The sequence below is a fragment of the Micromonospora sp. NPDC048169 genome (genome assembly GCF_040652815.1).
Classification (GTDB): domain Bacteria; phylum Actinomycetota; class Actinomycetes; order Mycobacteriales; family Micromonosporaceae; genus Micromonospora.
Window position 1 is genome coordinate 76,658 of sequence record NZ_JBEZMS010000003.1, and the last position, 18,478, is coordinate 95,135.

Sequence of the window (18,478 nt, forward strand, 5' to 3'; positions counted from 1 at the left end):
TTTCCCTCGCCGTTCGGATCGGGGACACTCAAGGCCACGGTCAGGTCCAGCTGCGCCGTGGACTGCCCGGCTCGGTCGAAAGGGAGCGACAGACTCTGATGCCCTCACCCCATTTGGCCGAGAGCGACGCTGACGGTCTTGCCCTGATGGCCTACCTGGGCTGGCTGCGCCGCCGCTGGTGGATCCTGCTGCTCGCCGCGGCCCTCGGTCTTGGTGGTGGGCTGGCGCTGAGCCAGATCCAGGAAGCGCGCTACACCTCGACCACCTCGCTGCTGGTGCGCCCGCTCGGCTCGGGCGCGGAGAGCAACCCCAACGCCAAGGTCAACCTCGACACCGAGGCCCAGGTGGTCCGCTCGCTCGTGGTGGCCGAGCGGGCCAAGACGCTGATGAAGGTCGACACCGGCGCGGATCAGCTGGTCAAGTCGGTCACCGTCAAGGTGCCGCCGAACAGCCAGATCCTCCAGGTGGTGTACGAGACGAACAGCCCCGAGGGCGCCCAGTCGGGCTCGCACGCGTTCGCGCAGGCGTATCTGGACCTGCGCAAGGCCACCGCGCAGAAGACGCTGGAGAACGAGACGAACGCGCTCAAGCAGCAGATCGCCGCGTTGAACAAGGAGCTCAGCGCCGTCGCCGGGCGGATCGCGGCGGCGCCGTCCAACTCGCCGGAGCGGGAGCGGGCCGAGGCCGAGCGGAGCGTCCTGACCAACCAGATCACCGGCCTGAACAACCGGCTCAGCCCGCTGGTCTCGGCCGGCTCCGACCCGGGCGAGATCATCTCTGACGCCCGGCTGCCCGATTCGCCCAGCTCGCCGAACCGCACGCTCAACCTCGCCAGCGGCATGGGCGCGGGTCTGCTGCTCGGCATCGTGCTGGCACTGGTGCTGGACCGGCTGGACACCCGGATCCGGCGTGGCCGCGACATCTCCGACCGGGTCGGCCTGCCGCTGCTCGTCGAGCTGCCGTCGCGGACGCCTTCGCTGGCCGTCCTGCCGCCCACGCACCGGGTCTCCCGCGAGCTGGGCCGGCTGCGCAACGTGCTGCTGTCCGCCGTGCCCGAGCCGGCGCAGGGCGGACGCGGCCGCCAACTGCTGCTCTGCGACGCCTCGGCCGGCACGGCCGCCGGGTTCGTCGCCGCCAACCTCGCCGCCGCGTACGCGCGCACCGGCCAGCAGGTCGCGCTGATCACCACCAAGCCCGACTCGACGGTGGCCGCCATCACCGGCGTGGCCGAGGGGCGGCACAACCTGGCCTCGGTGCTCCGCCGCGACGTCCCCCCGCTCAAGGCGCTGGCGCCGGTGCCGGGGCTGGGCCAGCTCCGCGTGCTGGTGCCGGGCGACCTGGACGCGGAGGTCGAGCTGCCGGTCGCCGGTCTGCTGGAGATCCTGCACGAGCTGTCGGCGCGCTTCGACCACGTGATCATCGAGACCGCGCAGCCCACGTACGCGGTGGAGGCCCAGGCCCTGGGCCGGTACGTCGACGCGGTGATCATGGTGGCCGAGGCGGGCAAGACCCGGAGCGGCGAGATCACCGCCGCCCTGCAGCAGTTCGAGCAGGTGAACGCGCCGGTGATCGGCGCCGTGCTGGCCCCGCGCCTGCCCGCCCCGGCGGGCGACGCCGCCCGGCCGGCGCCCTCGGGCGGGTCGAGCGCGCCGGCGACCCCGGCGGCACCGGCGAACCGGCCCAAGCCCCGGCCGAGCCCCGGCCCGTCCGCCGAGTCGACGATGGTCCTGCCGCGCATGCAGTCCTCCCGCCCCGCCCCGGCGAAGCCGGCTCCCGGCAAGGCCGCCCCGCCGCCGCCTGCCCCACCCGCCCAGGGCAGCCAGGGCCGGCCGGGTAAGCCGGCCCCGCTGAACGGCACCGGCGGCACGTACCGCTCCCGGGGCGACGGCGACGGTCGCAGCTACGCCCTCGACTCCGGCGAGGACCTGGGGTGAACCGCCGGCAGATGCTCCGCGCAGCCCTCGCCCCGGCCGTCGTCCTCGGCGTCGGCACGGGATGCAGCGAGCCCGAGCCCAAGCCGGGCAAGATCCAGGTGGTGGACCCGGGCGACGTCACCGCCTCGCCGTCGGCGGCCAGCGCCTCGCCGAGCCTGCCCACCGGCCCGCTGACCGGTAAGCCGGTGAGCACCCCGGCCGCGGCGGCCCGCCAGGCGGTCGCGGTGCCGCTGCGGGTGAGCCCCGCCACCACCCCGGCCGGCCTGGAGGCCGCCGACCTGGTGTACGCCGAGTTCGCCGAGTCCGACACGCTGCACCTGACCGCCGTGTTCCACTCCAGGGACGCCGCCAAGATCGGCCCGGTCACCGAGATCCGGCCGGTCGACATCCGCTCGCTGTCCGTGCTGCGCCCGTTCGTCGGCTACGACGGCGGCCCCACCGGCTTCCTCACCCAGTTCGAGAACTCCGACCTCGACGGCGTCACACCCGACGACGACAGCAAGGTCTTCTCCGGCGACTACACGTCGACGGCGGCGCTGCTGAAGGCCGCCCCGAAGGGCGGCCAGCCGCCCACCCCGCCGATCGACCACGCCGGTGAGGGCGACGCGCTCGCCGTCCGCGACGTCGCGCCGGCCACCGAGCTGACCGTCACCGTCGCCGGTGGCCCGCCGATGGTCTGGCGGTACGACCAGGCGAAGTCCGTCTGGGCCGGCAAGGTCGGCAAGGTCACCGTGACCGCCGCCTCCGTCATCGTGCTGACGATGGAATACCGCACGCTCGACGTACGCAAGCCATCCCCGCGCTCGCTGCCCTCGGCGAACGTCTTCGGTGAGGGCGCCGTGCTCGCCGTGTCCGGGCCGAACAGCGTGAAGGGCCGGTGGCGCAAGCCTGGCCTGGGCATGGTCTGCACGTTCGCCGACACCGGCGGCGACCTCCTGCGTCCGCAGCCCGGCAACGCGTGGGTGATCTACGCGCCGACCACCGCCAAGGTTTCCGTGAAATGAGCACCGCCACCCCGCCCCGCACCGCGCGCGGGACGGTCCCGGTCGGGGCGGTCTCGCCGCCCGGCGGGAACCGCCTCCGGTCGGTGACGGTACGGCCGGAGAGCTGGTCGTGGCGGCTGCCGACGGCATGGCCGCTGATCTCGCTCTTCCTGCTGTACCCGCTGTGGTGGGTGCTCGGCGTGTCGAGCTTCGTCTTCGTCATCTTCGCCGTGCCGATGGTGGTGCAGATGCGCCGGCGCGGCCCGGTCCGGGTGCCGCCCGGCTTCGGGATCTGGATGGTCCTGCTGCTCTGGGTGTTCCTGTCCGTGCTCACGCTCGACCTCACCGCGCCGAACACGCTGCCCCCGGGCGGCAGCGGCAAGTACATCGGCTGGGGCATCCGGCTCGCCAACTACATCGCGATGACAGTGACCATGCTCTACGTCTACAACCTGCGGGAACGGGAGCTGTCCCAGCGCCGGATGGTCCGGCTGTTCGGGTTCATGGGCGTGGTCGTGGTGCTCGGCGGCTGGATCGGCTCGCTCTTCCCGAACCTCACGTTCGTCGCGCCGCTGCGCTTCGTCCTGCCCCAGTCGATCGCCGGCCACCCGTACGTCTCCTCGCTGATGGAGATCAAGTTCGCGCAGGTCCAGCAGGTGATCGAGGGGGAGGCCAGTTCACCCCGCCCGTCCGCGCCGTTCACCTACACGAACTCGTGGGGCGAGAACACCGCGATCCTGCTGATCTGGCTGATCGTCGGCTGGGTCGTGCTGGGCAAGCCGCTGCGCCGTACCGCCGGGGTGGCCATCGCCCTGGCGGCGATCTTCCCGATCGTCTACTCGCTGAACCGCGGCCTGTGGATCGGTCTGGGCATCGCCGCCGCCTACGTCGCGCTGCGGCTCGCGCTGCGCGGCCGGATGGTGGTGCTCGGTGGGCTCGCCCTCGCGGTCGGGCTGATCGGGGTGCTGATCGTCGCCACACCACTCGGCCGCACCTTCGACGAGCGACTCCAGAACGGGCACAGCGACGACATCCGCACCACGCTGTCCCAGGGTGCGGTCGCCGCGGCGAACCACTCGCCGATCCTCGGGTACGGCGGCAACCGGGCACTGATCGGCAGCAACCGGTCCATCGCGATCGGCAAGTCCGAGGACTGCAAGCAGTGCGGCAACCGGGAGCTGGGCAGCAACGGCCAGCTCTGGGCGCTGCTCGTCGGGCAGGGCTGGGTCGGCGCGATCTGCTACAACGCCTTCTTCGTCTACGCGATCTGGCGCTACCGGCGCGACCACAGCGCGATCGGGATCGCCGGCACGCTCGTCCTCATCCTCATGCTGTTCTTCCAGTTCACCTACGGGGTGATGGAAGCAACGCTCGCCTACGCCCTGATCACTGTCGCCCTGCTGGCCCGTAACGACCGGATACGCCGGTCGCTCGCACCGGCGGCACCGCAGGGCACGATCGCCGGGCTACGGGCCCGACTGGAAAAGACCGGTGACCGCTGATGGTGTTCCGCGTACCCCCGGACGGCGACGGCCGCGCCGCGTACCTCGGTGACCTGGCCGGGCTGATCTGGCCCGCGCCGGCCGAGCCCAGCCTGCGGCGCGGCGGCGCCGGCTGGGTGGTGGTGCCCTCGGCGGCCCGCCCCCGGCTGCTGGTGCCGACCGGCTCGGGCCGGGCTGCGGCGAGCGCGGTCCGGCACTCCACCGAGGCGGTCGGCCGCAAGGCCAAGCTGGTCCGGCAGGGGCTGGCCACCGCGTTCCGGCTCGGGCTGGGCCCGCTCGTGTTCCGCGACCGGCTGGTGGTCGACGGCGGCGGGCTGGACGCCTACCTGACCGAGGTGCTCGGCGAGCCGGCGCTGGTGAGCCTGCACATCGGGCCGGCGCGGGCGAACCGCAAGCCGGTGCTGCAACTGCTCGCCCCGGACGGCCGGGCCCTCGGTTACGCCAAGCTCGGCGTCGACCCGCTGACCCGTGCCCTCGTGCACGCGGAGGCCGACGCGCTGCGCCGCCTCGCCGAGGTGCCGCTCGGGCCGGTGGTAGTGGCCGGGGTACGCCATCACGGCGACTGGCACGGCCACGCGCTGCTGGTGCAGGAGGCGCTGCCGGTACGGCTGCCCCGGGCGACCCCGGCCGCCGCGGAGGCGGCCGAACGCGCCGCCATGGTGGCGGTCGCCGGCTGTCTCGGCGTACGCAAGCAGTCGTGGGCGGGCAGCGGGCACGCGGCCCGGCTCACCGCCGCGGTGGACGCGCTCGGGCCCCGGCCGGAGGCCGGGCGGCTGCGCGCGGCGCTGAAGTCGGTAGCGGACGCCGACCCGGTGGTGGCCTTCGGCGCCTGGCACGGCGACTGGAACGGCGGCAACAGCGCGGTGCTCGCCGACGGCCGGGTGCTGGTCTGGGACTGGGAACGGTTCGAGGCGGACGTGCCGGCCGGATACGACGCGCTGCACCTGGCGGTGCAGGGCGCGATGAGCCACGACGGGGTGGAGCCGGTCGAGGCGGCCCGGGCGCTTGTCGCCGGCGCCGGCGCGACCCTGGCGCCGTTCGACCAGACCGGTGGGGGCGCCGATCTGGTCGCTGTGCTCTACCTGGTGGAGCTGGCTACGCGCTATCTGCGCGACCGGCAGGCGGAGGCGGGTGCGCGGCTGGGGCACGTCGACACCTGGCTGCTGCCCGCCGTGGAGGAACACCTGGCCCGCCGGGCCCGGTGAGAGTGAGGAGTGGGGACGTGACGGTGGCCAGGGAGCAGGCGCTCCGCGCGGTGAAGTCGGTGAGCCGGACGGTCGGTCGATTGACCGCCGGCTCACGGATGGTGCCGGGATTCCTGATCGTGGGGGCGCAGCGCTGCGGCACCACCTCGCTGTTCAAGACTCTCTCGCAGCATCCCGGTGTGCTGCCGCCCGCGTACCACAAGGGCGTGCACTACTTCGACATGGACTACCACCGGGGCATGAGCTGGTACCTCGGGCACTTCCCCACCACCGGCAAGGCCGAGGCGGTGAAGGCCCAGATCGGGGTACGCGGGATCACCGGCGAATCGAGCCCGTACTACATGTTCCACCCGCTGGCCGGGCAGCGCATCGCCCGGGACCTGCCCTCGGTGAAGCTGCTGGTGCTGCTGCGCGACCCGGTGGAGCGGGCCTACTCCGCGCACTCGCACGAACTGGCCCGGGGCTACGAGACCGAGGCGGACTTCGAGCGGGCGCTGGCGCTTGAGGAGTCGCGTACGGCGGGCGAGCGGGAGCGGATGATCAGCTCCGCGTCGTACGCCAGCGAGCACCTGCAGCACAACGCCTACCTGGCGCGGGGCCGCTACATCGAGCAGTTGGAGCGCCTGGAGGCGCTCGTCGGCCGGGACCGGATGCACGTCATCGACAGCGACGACTTCTTCGCCGACCCGCGTCCCTCCTTCGACGCGGTCTGCGACTTCCTCGGGCTGCCCCGCTGGGCGGACATCGCGTTCGGCAAGCACAACTCGCGCTCGCGTTCGCCCATGTCGGCGGAGCTGCGGACCCGGCTGGAGGACCACTTCGCGCCGTACGACGAGCGGCTGGCGACGTGGTGGGGACGCGTACCGTCGTGGCGGCGGTGACCCGGGCGGACGCCGGCGGCACCCCGACGCTCACCGCACCGGCCCCCGGGCCGGGCGCGGGACTGGGCGGCGCGGCCCGGCAGGGCTTCGCCAACCTGGTCGGGGTCGGGCTGGCCGCGGTGGCCGGTTTCGGCCTGAACATCGTCATCGCCCGGGGCTGGTCGGTCGGCGAGGCGGGCATGTTCTTCGCGGCCACCAGCGCGTTCATGATCGCCGCCTCGGCGGCCCGGCTCGGCACCGACGTCGGCACCGTCTACTTCGTCAGCCGCCAGCGCACGCTCGACCGCCGCGACCAGATCCGGGGCACGATCCTGGCCGGGTTGCTGCCGGTGCTCGTGGTCGGCGCGGTGCTCGGGCTGGCCGGCTGGCTGGCCGCACCGGCGCTGGCGCGGGCCACCATGCCGGAGGCCGGTCCGGAGGCGGTGACCGCGCTACGCATCCTGCTGGCGTTCGTGCCGCTGGCCGCGCTCAACGACTACGCGCTCGCCGCCTGCCGTGGCTTCGGGCAGATGCGCCCGCTGCTGACAGTCGAGCGGCTCGGCCGCACGCTCGTGCAGTTCCTGGCCGTGGCCGTGGCGGCCTGGCTCGGCCTGTCCGCCACCGTCGCGCTGCCGCTGGCCTGGGTGGTGCCGTACCTGTTCGCCGCGGTGGTCGCGCTGCTCTGGCTGAGCCGGCTGGTCGGCCGGGCCGGACGGCAGGTGACCCGGCCGGTGCCGGCGCGCGAACTCGTCGGGCCGTTCTGGCGGTTCACCGGCCCTCGCGCGATCAGCAGCCTGGCCGCGATCGTGGTGCAGCGGCTGGACATCGTGCTGCTCAGCGCGCTGCGCGGGCCGGCGGACGCGGCGATCTACACGGCCGCGACCCGGTTCCTGGCGCTGGGTCAGCTCTCCAGCGTCGCGCTGTCCAGCTCGGTGCAGCACCGGCTGGCCGCCGCGTTCGCCCGCGACGACCGGGCCGAGGCTCGCCAGCTCTACCAGGCCGCCACCGGCTGGCTGGTGCTGCTCTCCTGGCCCGCGTACCTGATCTTCGCGGCGTTCGCCACGCCGATGCTGGCGCTGTTCGGATCCGACTACGGCGACGGCCGCCGGGTCGTGGTGCTGCTGGCGCTGACGATGCTGCTGGCCACCGGCTGCGGCATGGTCGACATGGTGCTCAACATGGCCGGGCGCACCGCGTGGACGTTCTACAACGCGATGACCGGCACCGTGCTCAACGTGGTCGGAAACCTGGTGCTCATCCCGCGTTACGGCATCCTCGGCGCGGCCCTGGCCTGGATCGTCTCCATCCTGGTCACCAACCTGGTGCCGCTGACCCAGCTCTGGTGGTCGATGCGGCTGCACCCGTTCGGCGCCGGCACCCGGGCCGCGATGGCGCTGGCGGTGGTCACGCTGGGCCTGCCGCTGGGCGCGGCGAGCCTGCTCGGCGCCGGTCCGCCGGTGCTCGCGCTGGTGACCGCCGCCGGTCTGGCCGCGTACCTGGCGGGCGCCTGGCGCTGGCGGCGCACCCTGCACCTCGACGCGCTGCGCGCCCTGCGCCGTGGCCGCAACCGGGCCGGGGCGGACCCGGCCGCCCAGTCCTGACCGATTCTGCGCACCGATGGGATCTTCGATGACAAGCGACTCCCCCCTCGCCCCGCACTCCGGCCTGTCCGCCGTGAAGGCCGCGAAGCTCGCCGCGGTCGGGCTGCTGGCGGACCGCAAGGAACGCCGCGAGCTGGAACGGCCGGTCGAGGCGGGTGGCCGCCGGCTCACCCTGAAGGTGGAGCGGCCGATCTTCATCCTGGGCGCCCCGCGTTCCGGCACCACGTTCCTCGGCAGTTGCGTCGGCGCGCTGCCGGACGTGTCGTACCACTTCGAACCGCGGCTGACCAAGGCGGTCGCCCGCTGTGTCTACGAGGGAAGCTGGACGCCGCAGCGGGCCGCCCGCTACTTCCGCGGCTACTACGGCGCGTTGCTCGCCGCGTCCGGACACGGTGGACTGCGTTTCGCCGAGAAGGACCCGGAGAACTGCTTCATCGTGCCGTTCCTGACCGAGGTGTTCCCGGACGCGGTGTTCCTGCACGTCTACCGGGACGGGCGGGACGTGGCCGTGTCGCACGCCGAGCAGCCCTGGCTGAACGCGGCGTCCACCGGGAGCGGCCGCAGCGGCCGGGGCGGCACGCCGTGGGGGGCCGCGCCCCGGTTCTGGGTGGAGCCGGAGCGGCGCGAGGAGTTCACGCAGGTCTCCGACCTGGGTCGGTCGGCCTGGATGTGGCGGCGGTTCACCGGCAGCGCGCTCACCCAGCTCGCCGAACTGCCGGCGGACCGGGTGCGGCACCTGCGGTACGAGGACGTCGTCACCCGCCCGGCGGAGGCGGCCGAGACCGTGGCCGACTTCCTGGAGGTCGGAGACCCGGCCGGGCGGGAGGCGCTGCACGCCCGCTTCGCCAAGGCGCGGCCCGGCTCGGTGGGCCGCTGGCGGCAGCGACTGACCGAAAAGGACCTTGCCGACGTGATGGCTCAGGCCGGACCGCTGCTGGCGCAACTCGGCTACCCCGCCTGAACGCCGCGTCACGGGTAGAGTGCCAGGGGTCGCCCGCCAGGCCCGGCGTGCCTCTCCGCCCCCGCGGATCGTCAGGGCCTCATGCCGTGGCCGGCGACCGTCCTGGGGAGAGGTTGCGGTGGTACGACGGTTACGACTGACGATGGCTGCCGTGCTGGGCCTGGCCCTTCTGGCTCCGGCGGTGGCGGCCTGTGACTCCGGTTCCGAGCGGTCCGACGGGACGGCGACGACGGCGGCGCCGCCCCCGCCGACAGTGACACCGCGGACCGCTCCGGTCCGCACCACCGGGCGTGGGCCGGAGCCGCCGGCGGAGGGCGCCTGGCTCGGCACCTGGGTCAAGCCGCAGAACCACAACGCCGCCGGGCGGGCCGCGGCGTTCGACGCGTTCAACCAGGCGGCCGGCGGCAAGCTCGCCATCGCGCACATGTTCCACGAGTGGAACGAGCCGTTCCCGACCAACACCGAGAAGATGTTCCAGTCCCGGGGCAGGCTCCAGATGATCTCGTGGCAGGGCACCGACACCCGGTCCACGGTCAGCGGCGTCTACGACGCGCTGATCCGGGAACGCGCGAAGGACGTCAAGGAGTTCGGCGTTCCGGTGCTGCTGCGCTACCGGTGGGAGATGGACCGGCCGAACCTGGCCGCGAGCATGCACTCACCGGAGGACTACGTCGCCGCCTGGAAGCACGTCCGCGGCATCTTCACCGAGATGGGCGTCACCAACGCCGGGTGGGTGTGGTGCCCGCACGCGGACGGGTTCGCCGAGCCGCAGCGCCGGGCCGCCGACTACTACCCCGGCGACGACCAGGTCGACTGGCTCTGCGCGGACGTCTACCCCAGTCCGGAGTGGAACAGCTTCTCCAACCGGATGGACCACTTCATGGCGTTCGCCAAGAAGCACCCGCGGCCGGTCATCATCGGCGAGTACGGCCTGACCCAGGACGGGCGGCCGGGCCAGCGCGCCGACTGGATGCGCGAGGTCGGGCCGTACCTGAAGAAGCACCCGCAGATCAAGGCGGCGGTCTATTTCGCGGCCCGGCAGACGGAGAAGCCGATCTACGACAGCACGTTCGGCGACGACCCGGAGAGCGAGAAGGTCTTCCGGGAGATGGCGACCGATCCGTACTTCCAGGCGCCCCTGCCAGACCTGAGTGTTCCCTCAGGGCAACCCTCCGTGTCCACCAGGTGATCGTCGCTCGTCTTTTCGTGTGACCCGGGCCGTTTCCTCGGCCAAAAAGGCCGAACCCGGGTGGACGGGCGATGCCCGAATGCGAGAAGGTATTGCTCTCACGTCTGCGGTCGGTCGAGTGACGCCCCGCCTCATGTCGGCACCGACCACGATCGCAGCGCCTCCGACGTTTCCCCCCGGAGTAGCCTGTGGCTTCCTCGATCCTGAGACACCGCTCGGTGTCCGCCTTCGGCGCTGCCGTGCTCGGCATCGCCACCTTGTTCACACCGGTGCCGGCGCTGGCCGCGCCGGCCTCGGCACCCGCGCCCGACCACAGCACGATGGTCGGCGAGGTGCCCTCGGACAAGACGCCGAACATCAACGACGGCAACGTCGTGGCCATCTACGACGCCGGCAGCAAGGTGATCGTCGGCGGCTCGTTCACGAACGCGCAGAACCGTGGTTCCTCGCCCACTCCGGTCGACCGCCGCGGGCTGCTCGCCTTCGACAAGGCGACCGGCAAGATCGACAACGCGTTCGCGCCGGTGCTGGACAACGACGTCACCGCCATCATCGCCGGCCCGACGCCGGGCACCGTCTACGTGGCCGGCAAGTTCAACAAGGTCGGTGACAAGAACTTCCGCAAGCTGGCGCTGCTGAACGTCGCCGACGGCACCCCCGTCGACGGGTTCAAGGGTCCGGCCTTCAACGGCACCGTCAACGACATCGCGCTCGTCGACGATCACCTGCTGGTCGGCGGCATCTTCACCACGGCGACCGCGACGATCAACCGCAACGGGCTGGCGTCGCTGAACCCGACCACCGGCGCGGTGGACGACTACCTCACCGTGTCGCTCACCGAGAACCACAACTGGACCCCGACCAACAACGGCGCCTCGGCCGGTGTCGGTACGGAGAAGCTCACCGTCTCCCCGGACGGCAAGCACCTCGTGGTGATCGGCAACTTCAAGAAGGCCGACGGGGTCGTGCACGACCAGATCGTGCGGATCAACCTGGGCGCGAACTCCGCGACCGTCGCCGACTGGAACACCGACGGCTACTCCGCGGCCTGCAAGTACACCGCGTTCGACTCGTGGGTGCGCGACGTCCAGTTCTCCCCGGACAGCAAGTACTTCGTGGTGGTCACCACCGGCGCGTCGTACCCGGGCACGCTCTGTGACTCCGCGGCGCGCTGGGAGACCGCGGCCACCGGCGACGGCCAGAAGCCGACCTGGACGAACTTCAGCGGCGGCGACACCTTCCTCTCCGTCGGCATCAGCGAGAAGGCCATCTACGTAGGCGGTCACTTCCGCTGGTCGAACAACCCGCTCGCCCGCGACAAGGCCGGACCGGGCGCGGTGCCGCGGGCCAGCATCGCCGCGCTCGACCCGGTGAGCGGCCTGCCGCTGTCCTGGAACCCGGGCCGCCACCCGCGCGGCTACGGCGTCACCGAGATGCTGGTGACCCAGGAGGGCCTCTGGCTCGGCAGCGACCAGGAGTACATCGGCAACTTCGACTACCAGCGCAAGCGGCTCGCCTTCTTCCCGCTGGACGGCGGCAACGCCCCGCACTCGACCAGCACGAAGGGCCTGCCGGGCAACGTCTACCAGGCCGGTCGGGCGGCGCAGACCGAGGTGCTCTACCGGGTCAACGCCGGTGGTCCGGCCATCCCGGCCACCGACGGCGGACCGGACTGGGCGGCCGACAGTGCCACCGAGCCCAGCCCGTACCACAACACCGGCAACCAGGTCACCAGCTACACCACGAACGCGACGTTCGACGCCACCGTGCCGGCGAGCACGCCGGCCACGCTGTTCAACACGGAGCGGTGGGACGAGGCGACCGCGCCGGACATGCAGTGGGACATCCCGGTCGCGGCCGGCACCCGGGTCGACGTCCGGATCTACATGGGCAACCGCTGGTCCGGCACGAGCAAGCCGGGCGCCCGCAAGTTCGACGTCAGCGTCGACGGTGTGCTCAAGCTGAACGACTTCGACCCGGTCGTCGCGGCCGGCGGGACCGACCGCGGCACCATGCAGTCCATCTCGGTGGTCAGCGACGGCGTGGTCGACATCGACTTCGGCCGGGTGCTCCAGAACCCGCTGCTGCACGGCATCGAGATCGTCAAGACCGCGCCCACGCCGGACGCCTCGGACGTGCTCTACCGGGTCAACGCGGGTGGCGACCAGTTGGCGGCACCGAGCGGCCCGGCCTGGGCCGCGGACACCGCCGCCGCGCCGAGCACCTACCACAACGCCGGCAACCAGGTGACCAGCTACACCACGAACGCCTCGCTCGACGGCACGGTGCCGTCGGGCACGCCGGTCGAGCTGTTCAACGCGGAGCGGTGGGACGAGTCGCCCGCGCCGGACATGCAGTGGGACTTCCCGGTCCCGGCCGGCACGCCGGTGCAGGTGCGTCTCTACCTGGCGAACCGCTGGTCCGGCACCGCCACCGCCGGCAAGCGCAAGTTCAACGTGACCATCGACGGCGTGGTCAAGCTGAGCAACTTCGACCCGATCGCCGCGATCGGCGCCACCAACCGGGGCACCATGCGCGCGTTCCCGATCACCAGTGACGGCAACATCGACATCGACTTCGGTCGCGTCCTGGAGAACCCGCTGGTGCAGGGCATCGAGATCGTCAAGCTGCCCCCGGTGCCGCCGGCCACCACCGTCGACAGCATCACCAAGCGCACGTACGACGGTGCTACCTCGGTCGGCAACGCGATGTCGGTGCCGAACGGCGACAACACCGGCTGGTCGAAGATCAAGGGCGCGTTCTGGGTCGGTGGTGACCTGTTCTACGGCGTCGGCGGCGACCTCTACAAGCGCTCGTTCGACGGCAGCGAGTTCGGCACCGCCAAGAAGCTCGACCCGTACCACGACGCCAAGTGGGACACGGTCGTCACCGGCTCCGCGCCGGAGGGCTCCACGTACGCCGGCATGACCGGCAACTTCGCCGCGGAGCTGCCGAACGTGACCGCGATGTTCTACAAGAGCGGCCGGATCTACTACTCGCTGGCCGGTCAGAGCACGCTGTTCTGGCGCGGGTTCGCGCCGGACACCGGCACCGTCGGCGCCGAGCGCAACACGGTCACCGGCACCACCGCCTTCGCCGACGCGGGCGGCCTGTTCCTGGACGGCGACAAGCTCTACGTCGTCTCCCGGAGCACCGGCAACCTGTCCTCGATGGCGTGGTCGGACGGCGTGCCGACCGGCTCCGCCACGGTGCGCAGCGGTCCGGGCGTCGACGACGTGGACTGGCGCGGCACCTCGGTCTTCGTCGGCCCCTGACGGGCGGGCACGACCGAAACGGAACGCATGACGACGATGGCCCGGCCGATATCGGCCGGGCCATCGCCCTTTCCCGGCGCCGGTAGCGCCGGGGCCGGTCAGGTGCGGGTCGGCGCGTGCTGCCCCGCCCAGACCCGCATCAGGTCCCGTACCGAGATCACTCCCGCCACCTCCCGGCCGTCGAGCACGACCAAGTGACGGAACCCGCCCCGGGCCATCGCGGCGGCTGCCTCCTCGATCGTCCAGTCCGGGCCGGCGTAGACGACGTCCCAGGTCAGGTGTGCTCCGGTGCGTTCGACGTCCGGGTCGAGCCCGGCGCCGATCGCCTTCAGCACGTCGCGTTCGGTCATGATCCCTACTCCTTCGGAGTCGGGGTCGATCACGACCGCCGACCCGACACCGCGGGCCGACATCATCCGGGCCGCCTGCCGGAGCGTGTGCTCCGGCCCGACCACGAGTACCTCGCTGGACATCGCTTCCCGTACCTGCATCACACATCACCCCTGTGGGACGGCGACTGAGTACGGACATGGTGGGCCATCGATGCGTACCGGGACAAGAACGGGCATCGCCGGAGACGGCGCGGATGGCTACTGTCGGAGGGTGCCCACCGAGCCCCTCCGCTGCGCCGGCGCGCTGATCGTCGACGACGACGGCCGCATCTTCATCCAACGCCGATCCCCCGAACGACGCCTCTTCCCGAACTGCTGGGACATCGTCGGCGGCCACCTCGAACCGGGCGAGGAGATCGACGACGCGCTGCGCCGGGAGGTCACCGAGGAGACCGGCTGGGCCGTGTCGCACGTGCTCGGCCTGGTCGGCGAATACCGGTACACCGCCGACGACGGGCTGACACGGGTGGAGACCGACTTCCTGGTCCGGGTGGACGGCGACCTGAGCCGGCCCCGGCTGGAGGCCGGCAAGCACACCGAGTTCCGCTGGCTGGCGGAATCGGAGGTCGCGCTGCTCGACGAGCACCGGGACGTCAACGACGGGCTGATCCGGCGGATCGCCGAGGACGGCTTCGCGGCGCTGCGCTCGATCGGGCTGACGGGCTGAACCACTGCGGGTCGGTGGCCGACGATATCCTCGCCGGGTGGAATCGGGTCGAGAAGAGGAGCGTGTCGGCATGATCGGGATGGTGCTCGCCGCCGGTGCGGGGCGCCGGCTGCGGCCGTACACCGACACCCTGCCCAAGGCCCTGGTGCCGGTCGACGGGGAGACAACCATCCTCGACATCGCGCTGCGCAACCTCGCCGAGGTGGGGCTGAACGAGGTCGTGATCGTGGTCGGCTACGCGGCCGACGCGGTGCGGCAGCGCCAGGCCGCCCTGGAGGAGAAGTACGGAGTCACGATCAGCCTGGTGCACAACGACAAGGCCGAGGAGTGGAACAACGCGTACTCGCTCTGGCTGGCGCGGGAGCACTTCTCCCGGGGCGTGCTGCTCGTCAACGGCGACACCGTGCACCCGGTGAGCGTGGAGAAGACGCTGCTGGCCGAGCGTGGTCCCGGCATCCTGCTCGCCGTGGACACGCTCAAGCCGCTGGCCGAGGAGGAGATGAAGACCACCTTCGACGCGGCCGGCCAGCTCACCCGGATCACCAAGCTGATGGACCCGGGCGAGGCGTACGGCGAGTACATCGGCGCGACGCTGATCGAGCCGCAGGTGGCCGACGCGCTCGCCGACGCGCTGGAGGCCACCTGGCGGCGTGACCCGAACCTCTACTACGAGGACGGCTACCAGGAGTTCGCCGAGCGCGGTGGCGAGGTGCGGGCGGCCCCGATCGGTGACGTCTCCTGGGTCGAGGTCGACAACCACGCCGACCTGGCCCGGGCGCGGGAGATCGCGTGCCGCTACTAGCCCGCAGCGTCCTCACCCCGCTGCACATCGACGTGCGGCGGGGCGCGGTGGCCGATCTGGCGGCGATCCTCTCCGACGGGCGGATCTCGGCCGGTGGCGACGTCGCCGTGGTGGTCGGCCCGGGGCAGGGCGAGCGGATCGCCGAGCTGATCCGGCCGTCGCTGCGTTCGGCGGACGTGTTCACTGTCGCCGGGGGCACGCTCGACGCCGCCGACGACCTGGGGGCGAAGCTGCGCACCCGGTCGTACGACGCGGTCGTGGGCATCGGCGGCGGCAAGACCATCGACGTGGCCAAGTACGCCGCGACCCGGCGCGGCCTGCCGATGGTGTCGGTGGCGACGAGCCTCGCCAACGACGGCATCGCCTCCCCGGTGGCCAGCCTCATCACCGAGGGCCTGAAGGGCTCCTACGGCGTGCACATCCCGATCGCCGTGATCGTCGACCTGGACTTCGTGGAGGCCGGGCCGGAGCGGCACAACCGGGCCGGCGTCGGCGACGTGGTCAGCAACATCAGTGCGCTGGCGGACTGGGAACTGGCCCGGCGGGTGCGTGGGGAGCGGGTCGACGGGCTGGCCGCCTCGCTGTCGCGGGCCGGCGCCGAGGCGGTGCTCAACCACCCGGGCGACATGAACGACGACGGCTTCGTCACCGTACTCGCCGACGCGCTGATCTCCAGTGGCCTGGCGATGGCGATCGAGGGCACCAGCCGCCCGTGCAGCGGCGGCTGCCACGAGATCATGCACGCGATCGACGCGCTGTTCCCCGGCACCGCCTCGCACGGCGAGCTGGCCGGGCTCGGTGCGTTGTTCTGCACGTTCCTGCGCGGCGACGAGCGCCGGTTCGCCGAGATGGCTGCCTGCCTGACCCGGCACGGGCTGCCCCGGCTGCCCGCCGAGGTCGAGCTGACCGACGACCAGTTCGTCGAGGCGGTGCAGTTCGCGCCGGCCACCCGGCCGGACCGCTACACCATCCTCGAACACCTCGCGATGTCCGCTTCCGAGACGCGGGAGCGGCTGGCAGACTACGCCGGTGCCCTCCGCGACCACATTGGCTGAGCCCCGCCCCACCGTCGCCGACTTCCACCGGGTCAACCGGGGAGGCGGCCTGTTCAGCGAGTCGATCAGCCAGTGGATCGGGGCGGCCTTCGCGCTCGCCGCGCAGCGGCTCGGGTTGCGCCCGACCGCGCTGACGCTCACCAACCTGGTGCTGGGACTGGCCGCCTCGATCACAGTGGTGGCGCTCGCCGACGACGTGGCCGCCGGCACCGTACCGGCCTGGGTGGTCGGGCTGGTCGCGCTTGTCGCGTGGCAGATCGCGTACGCGCTGGACTGCGCCGACGGGCAGCTCGCCCGGGTCACCGGTCAGGGCAGCGCGGCCGGTGCCCGGATCGACGTGCTCTGCGACGTGGCCGCCCAGATCGCGCTTGTCGCCGCGATCGGCGCGACAGCGGTGGCGCAGCGCCCGTCCACGCCCGCCTGGCTGGTGGCGGTGTTCGCCGGCACCTGGATGGTCAACCTGGTGACGTCGGTGATGCAGTCCGGGCCGAACGCGGCGAGCATGGTCACCTCGACGTCGCTCCCGGTGCGCCTGGTGAAGCTGGTCCGCGACTACGGCGCGGTGATCTTCGTGGCCGGTCTGGTGCTGGCCTTCGCGCCCGCGCTGGCGTTCTGGCTGATGATCGCGTTCACCGTGGTGAACGGCGGCTTCCTCCTGGCCAGCATCGCCTTCTCCGCCCGCGCCTCCCTGCGGTAAGGAAGGGCCCCCTATTAACGCCTCGTGCATAAAAAGGGGCCCTTCCTAACACCTGGGCTCAGCGCGCGGGACGGCCTCCGGGAGCGGCCAGGCCGGCGTACACGTCGATCAGGCGCTTGGTGATCACGTCGGGGTGGAACGTGCGCTCGTAGCGGCCGCGAGCCGCCGGGGCCAGCGCGGTCGCCTCGGCGGCGGCCAGGGGCAGTGCCGCCGCCAGCGCGTCGGCCTCGGGCGCCACCACCCAGCCGGCCTCGCCGCGCCGCACCCCGGACGGCAACGCGACCCGACCGTCGCCCGGCGCCGCGGTGGCCACCTCGGCCGGTCCGGTCCCGGCGGGCTCGCGCGGCCCGTCCGCGCCCACCAGGTACGGGATCCCGCCGAGCGCGGTGCCGAGCACCGGACGACCGGCCGCCAGCGCCTCGATGATCACGGTGGGCAGCACGTCGTGCCAGGTGGAGGTGGCCAGCACCACGGAGCTGTCGGCAAGCGCCGCGCGTACCCCGGAACGGTCGAGCTGGCCCAGGTAGAGCACGTCGGGCCGTTCGGCGGCGGCCGCCTCGGCGAGCGGACGCAGCTCGCCGTCACCGGCGATGCGCAGCGGGCCGAGCGCGCCCACCGGATGCCGCCGCCATGCCGCGAGCAGCAGGTCCAGGCCCTTCTCCGGGCTGAGCCGCCCCATGAAGAGGAAGCCGTTGCCGACCGGCGCCGGGGTGCCCGGGTCGGGCACGGCGTTCGGCTTGACCACGATCCGGTCGTCCGGGATGCCGTAGTCGCGCAGGTGGTCGGCGACCGCCGTGGTGAGCGCGATGTACCGGTCCACCGACTTCCAGGTGGGGCGGTGCACGGCGAGCGTGGTCGCCATCAGCGCGCTCTGCACCCGCGAGTTGCGGTAGCAGCGGTGCACGATCGCCGGCACGCCCAGCGTCCGGCCCCGGCAGTCCTGGCAGATCACGCCGTCGCGGAAGTAGAGGCCGGAGGAGCAGACCTGCCGGTAGTTGTGCACCGTCTGCACCACCGGCACCCCGCGCTTGTGCGCGGTCCGCACCACCCAGGGCGAGAGCAGAGGGTACGGGTTGTGCAGGTGCAACACGTCCGGCCGGTGCTCGGTGAGCAGGCGGTCGAGGTCGTGCTGGGCCTTCGGGGCCCAGATCGGCGAGATCGGCAGCAGCGCCTTGGCCGGCTTGGACATCGACGGGATCTCGTCGGAGCTGCGCAGGAACGGCAGCACCTCCACGCCGGCGGCGGTGAGCTGGGCGATCTCCGCGTCGACGATGGTGTTCTCGCCGGAGGGCTGGGCTTCCCGGTACCGGTTGTGCGCCACCACGATTCTCACGGGAAAGAAGGCTACCGTTGGA

At 72.3% G+C, this 18,478-nt stretch carries 15 protein-coding genes; 13 read left to right on the forward strand and 2 right to left on the reverse strand.

Going from position 1 to position 18,478, the window contains the following annotated elements; translation table 11 throughout:
• Window positions 1-98: 98 nt before the first annotated feature.
• From AB0D28_RS03945 to AB0D28_RS03985, 9 genes are all read left to right on the forward strand, one after another.
• The gene (locus AB0D28_RS03945; RefSeq protein ID WP_357381950.1) at window positions 99-1,934 is read left to right on the forward strand and encodes a Wzz/FepE/Etk N-terminal domain-containing protein; all 1,836 of its coding nucleotides are present in this window, start codon (window positions 99-101) and stop codon (window positions 1,932-1,934) included.
• Window positions 1,931-2,938 (forward strand): DUF3048 domain-containing protein, encoded by a 1,008-nt coding sequence (locus AB0D28_RS03950; protein WP_357381952.1) that lies wholly within the window; start codon window positions 1,931-1,933, stop codon window positions 2,936-2,938. Before AB0D28_RS03945 ends, AB0D28_RS03950 begins: the two co-directional genes overlap by 4 nt.
• On the forward strand, window positions 2,935-4,419 hold the full coding sequence (locus tag AB0D28_RS03955) for an O-antigen ligase family protein (RefSeq protein ID WP_357381954.1): 1,485 nt from the start codon (window positions 2,935-2,937) through the stop codon (window positions 4,417-4,419). The genes AB0D28_RS03950 and AB0D28_RS03955 overlap by 4 nt, the downstream gene beginning before the upstream one ends.
• Window positions 4,419-5,624 (forward strand): hypothetical protein, encoded by a 1,206-nt coding sequence (locus tag AB0D28_RS03960; RefSeq protein WP_357381956.1) that lies wholly within the window; start codon window positions 4,419-4,421, stop codon window positions 5,622-5,624. The genes AB0D28_RS03955 and AB0D28_RS03960 overlap by 1 nt, the downstream gene beginning before the upstream one ends.
• 17 nt (window positions 5,625-5,641) lie before the next feature.
• Complete coding sequence (locus AB0D28_RS03965; protein WP_357381958.1) at window positions 5,642-6,505, forward strand: sulfotransferase; 864 nt, start codon at window positions 5,642-5,644, stop codon at window positions 6,503-6,505.
• On the forward strand, window positions 6,502-8,085 hold the full coding sequence (locus tag AB0D28_RS03970) for a polysaccharide biosynthesis C-terminal domain-containing protein (protein WP_357381960.1): 1,584 nt from the start codon (window positions 6,502-6,504) through the stop codon (window positions 8,083-8,085). The genes AB0D28_RS03965 and AB0D28_RS03970 overlap by 4 nt, the downstream gene beginning before the upstream one ends.
• Before the next feature lie 28 nt (window positions 8,086-8,113).
• Complete coding sequence (locus AB0D28_RS03975; RefSeq protein ID WP_357381962.1) at window positions 8,114-9,046, forward strand: sulfotransferase; 933 nt, start codon at window positions 8,114-8,116, stop codon at window positions 9,044-9,046.
• A gap of 142 nt (window positions 9,047-9,188) precedes the next feature.
• Entirely contained in the window at window positions 9,189-10,235 is a 1,047-nt protein-coding gene (locus tag AB0D28_RS03980) for a glycosyl hydrolase (RefSeq protein ID WP_357381964.1), read from the forward strand.
• Between the two features lie 218 nt (window positions 10,236-10,453).
• Window positions 10,454-13,510, forward strand: a complete 3,057-nt coding sequence (locus AB0D28_RS03985; RefSeq protein ID WP_357381966.1) for a malectin domain-containing carbohydrate-binding protein — start codon at window positions 10,454-10,456, stop codon at window positions 13,508-13,510.
• A 98-nt stretch (window positions 13,511-13,608) separates the two neighbouring features.
• On the opposite strand, the gene AB0D28_RS03990 is transcribed toward AB0D28_RS03985, so the two are convergent.
• On the reverse strand, window positions 13,609-14,001 hold the full coding sequence (locus AB0D28_RS03990) for a CBS domain-containing protein (RefSeq protein WP_357381968.1): 393 nt from the start codon (window positions 13,999-14,001) through the stop codon (window positions 13,609-13,611).
• Between the two features lie 112 nt (window positions 14,002-14,113).
• Between AB0D28_RS03990 and AB0D28_RS03995 the strand changes: the two genes are divergently transcribed.
• From AB0D28_RS03995 to AB0D28_RS04010, 4 genes are all read left to right on the forward strand, one after another.
• Complete coding sequence (locus tag AB0D28_RS03995) at window positions 14,114-14,569, forward strand: NUDIX domain-containing protein (RefSeq protein ID WP_357381970.1); 456 nt, start codon at window positions 14,114-14,116, stop codon at window positions 14,567-14,569.
• 70 nt (window positions 14,570-14,639) lie between these two features.
• Window positions 14,640-15,371, forward strand: coding sequence for a phosphocholine cytidylyltransferase family protein (locus AB0D28_RS04000; RefSeq protein ID WP_357382296.1), 732 nt, complete (start codon window positions 14,640-14,642; stop codon window positions 15,369-15,371).
• Complete coding sequence (locus AB0D28_RS04005) at window positions 15,359-16,426, forward strand: iron-containing alcohol dehydrogenase family protein (protein WP_357381972.1); 1,068 nt, start codon at window positions 15,359-15,361, stop codon at window positions 16,424-16,426. Before AB0D28_RS04000 ends, AB0D28_RS04005 begins: the two co-directional genes overlap by 13 nt.
• Complete coding sequence (locus tag AB0D28_RS04010; RefSeq protein ID WP_357381974.1) at window positions 16,401-17,123, forward strand: CDP-alcohol phosphatidyltransferase family protein; 723 nt, start codon at window positions 16,401-16,403, stop codon at window positions 17,121-17,123. Before AB0D28_RS04005 ends, AB0D28_RS04010 begins: the two co-directional genes overlap by 26 nt.
• Window positions 17,124-17,181: 58 nt before the next feature.
• On the opposite strand, the gene AB0D28_RS04015 is transcribed toward AB0D28_RS04010, so the two are convergent.
• Window positions 17,182-18,456 (reverse strand): glycosyltransferase, encoded by a 1,275-nt coding sequence (locus AB0D28_RS04015; protein ID WP_357381976.1) that lies wholly within the window; start codon window positions 18,454-18,456, stop codon window positions 17,182-17,184.
• Between the last annotated feature and the right edge of the window lie 22 nt (window positions 18,457-18,478).

Bases quoted from the DNA above. Each gene is read 5' to 3' on its own strand.
- AB0D28_RS04000 (WP_357382296.1), top strand. From the start codon at position 14,640: ATGATCGGGATGGTGCTCGCCGCCGGTGCGGGGCGCCGGCTGCGGCCG.
- AB0D28_RS03960 (WP_357381956.1), top strand. From the start codon at position 4,419: ATGGTGTTCCGCGTACCCCCGGACGGCGACGGCCGCGCCGCGTACCTC.
- AB0D28_RS03955 (WP_357381954.1), top strand. From the start codon at position 2,935: ATGAGCACCGCCACCCCGCCCCGCACCGCGCGCGGGACGGTCCCGGTC.
- AB0D28_RS03980 (WP_357381964.1), top strand. From the start codon at position 9,189: ATGGCTGCCGTGCTGGGCCTGGCCCTTCTGGCTCCGGCGGTGGCGGCC.
- AB0D28_RS03975 (WP_357381962.1), top strand. From the start codon at position 8,114: ATGACAAGCGACTCCCCCCTCGCCCCGCACTCCGGCCTGTCCGCCGTG.
- AB0D28_RS03945 (WP_357381950.1), top strand. From the start codon at position 99: ATGCCCTCACCCCATTTGGCCGAGAGCGACGCTGACGGTCTTGCCCTG.
- AB0D28_RS03990 (WP_357381968.1), bottom strand. From the start codon at position 14,001: ATGCAGGTACGGGAAGCGATGTCCAGCGAGGTACTCGTGGTCGGGCCG.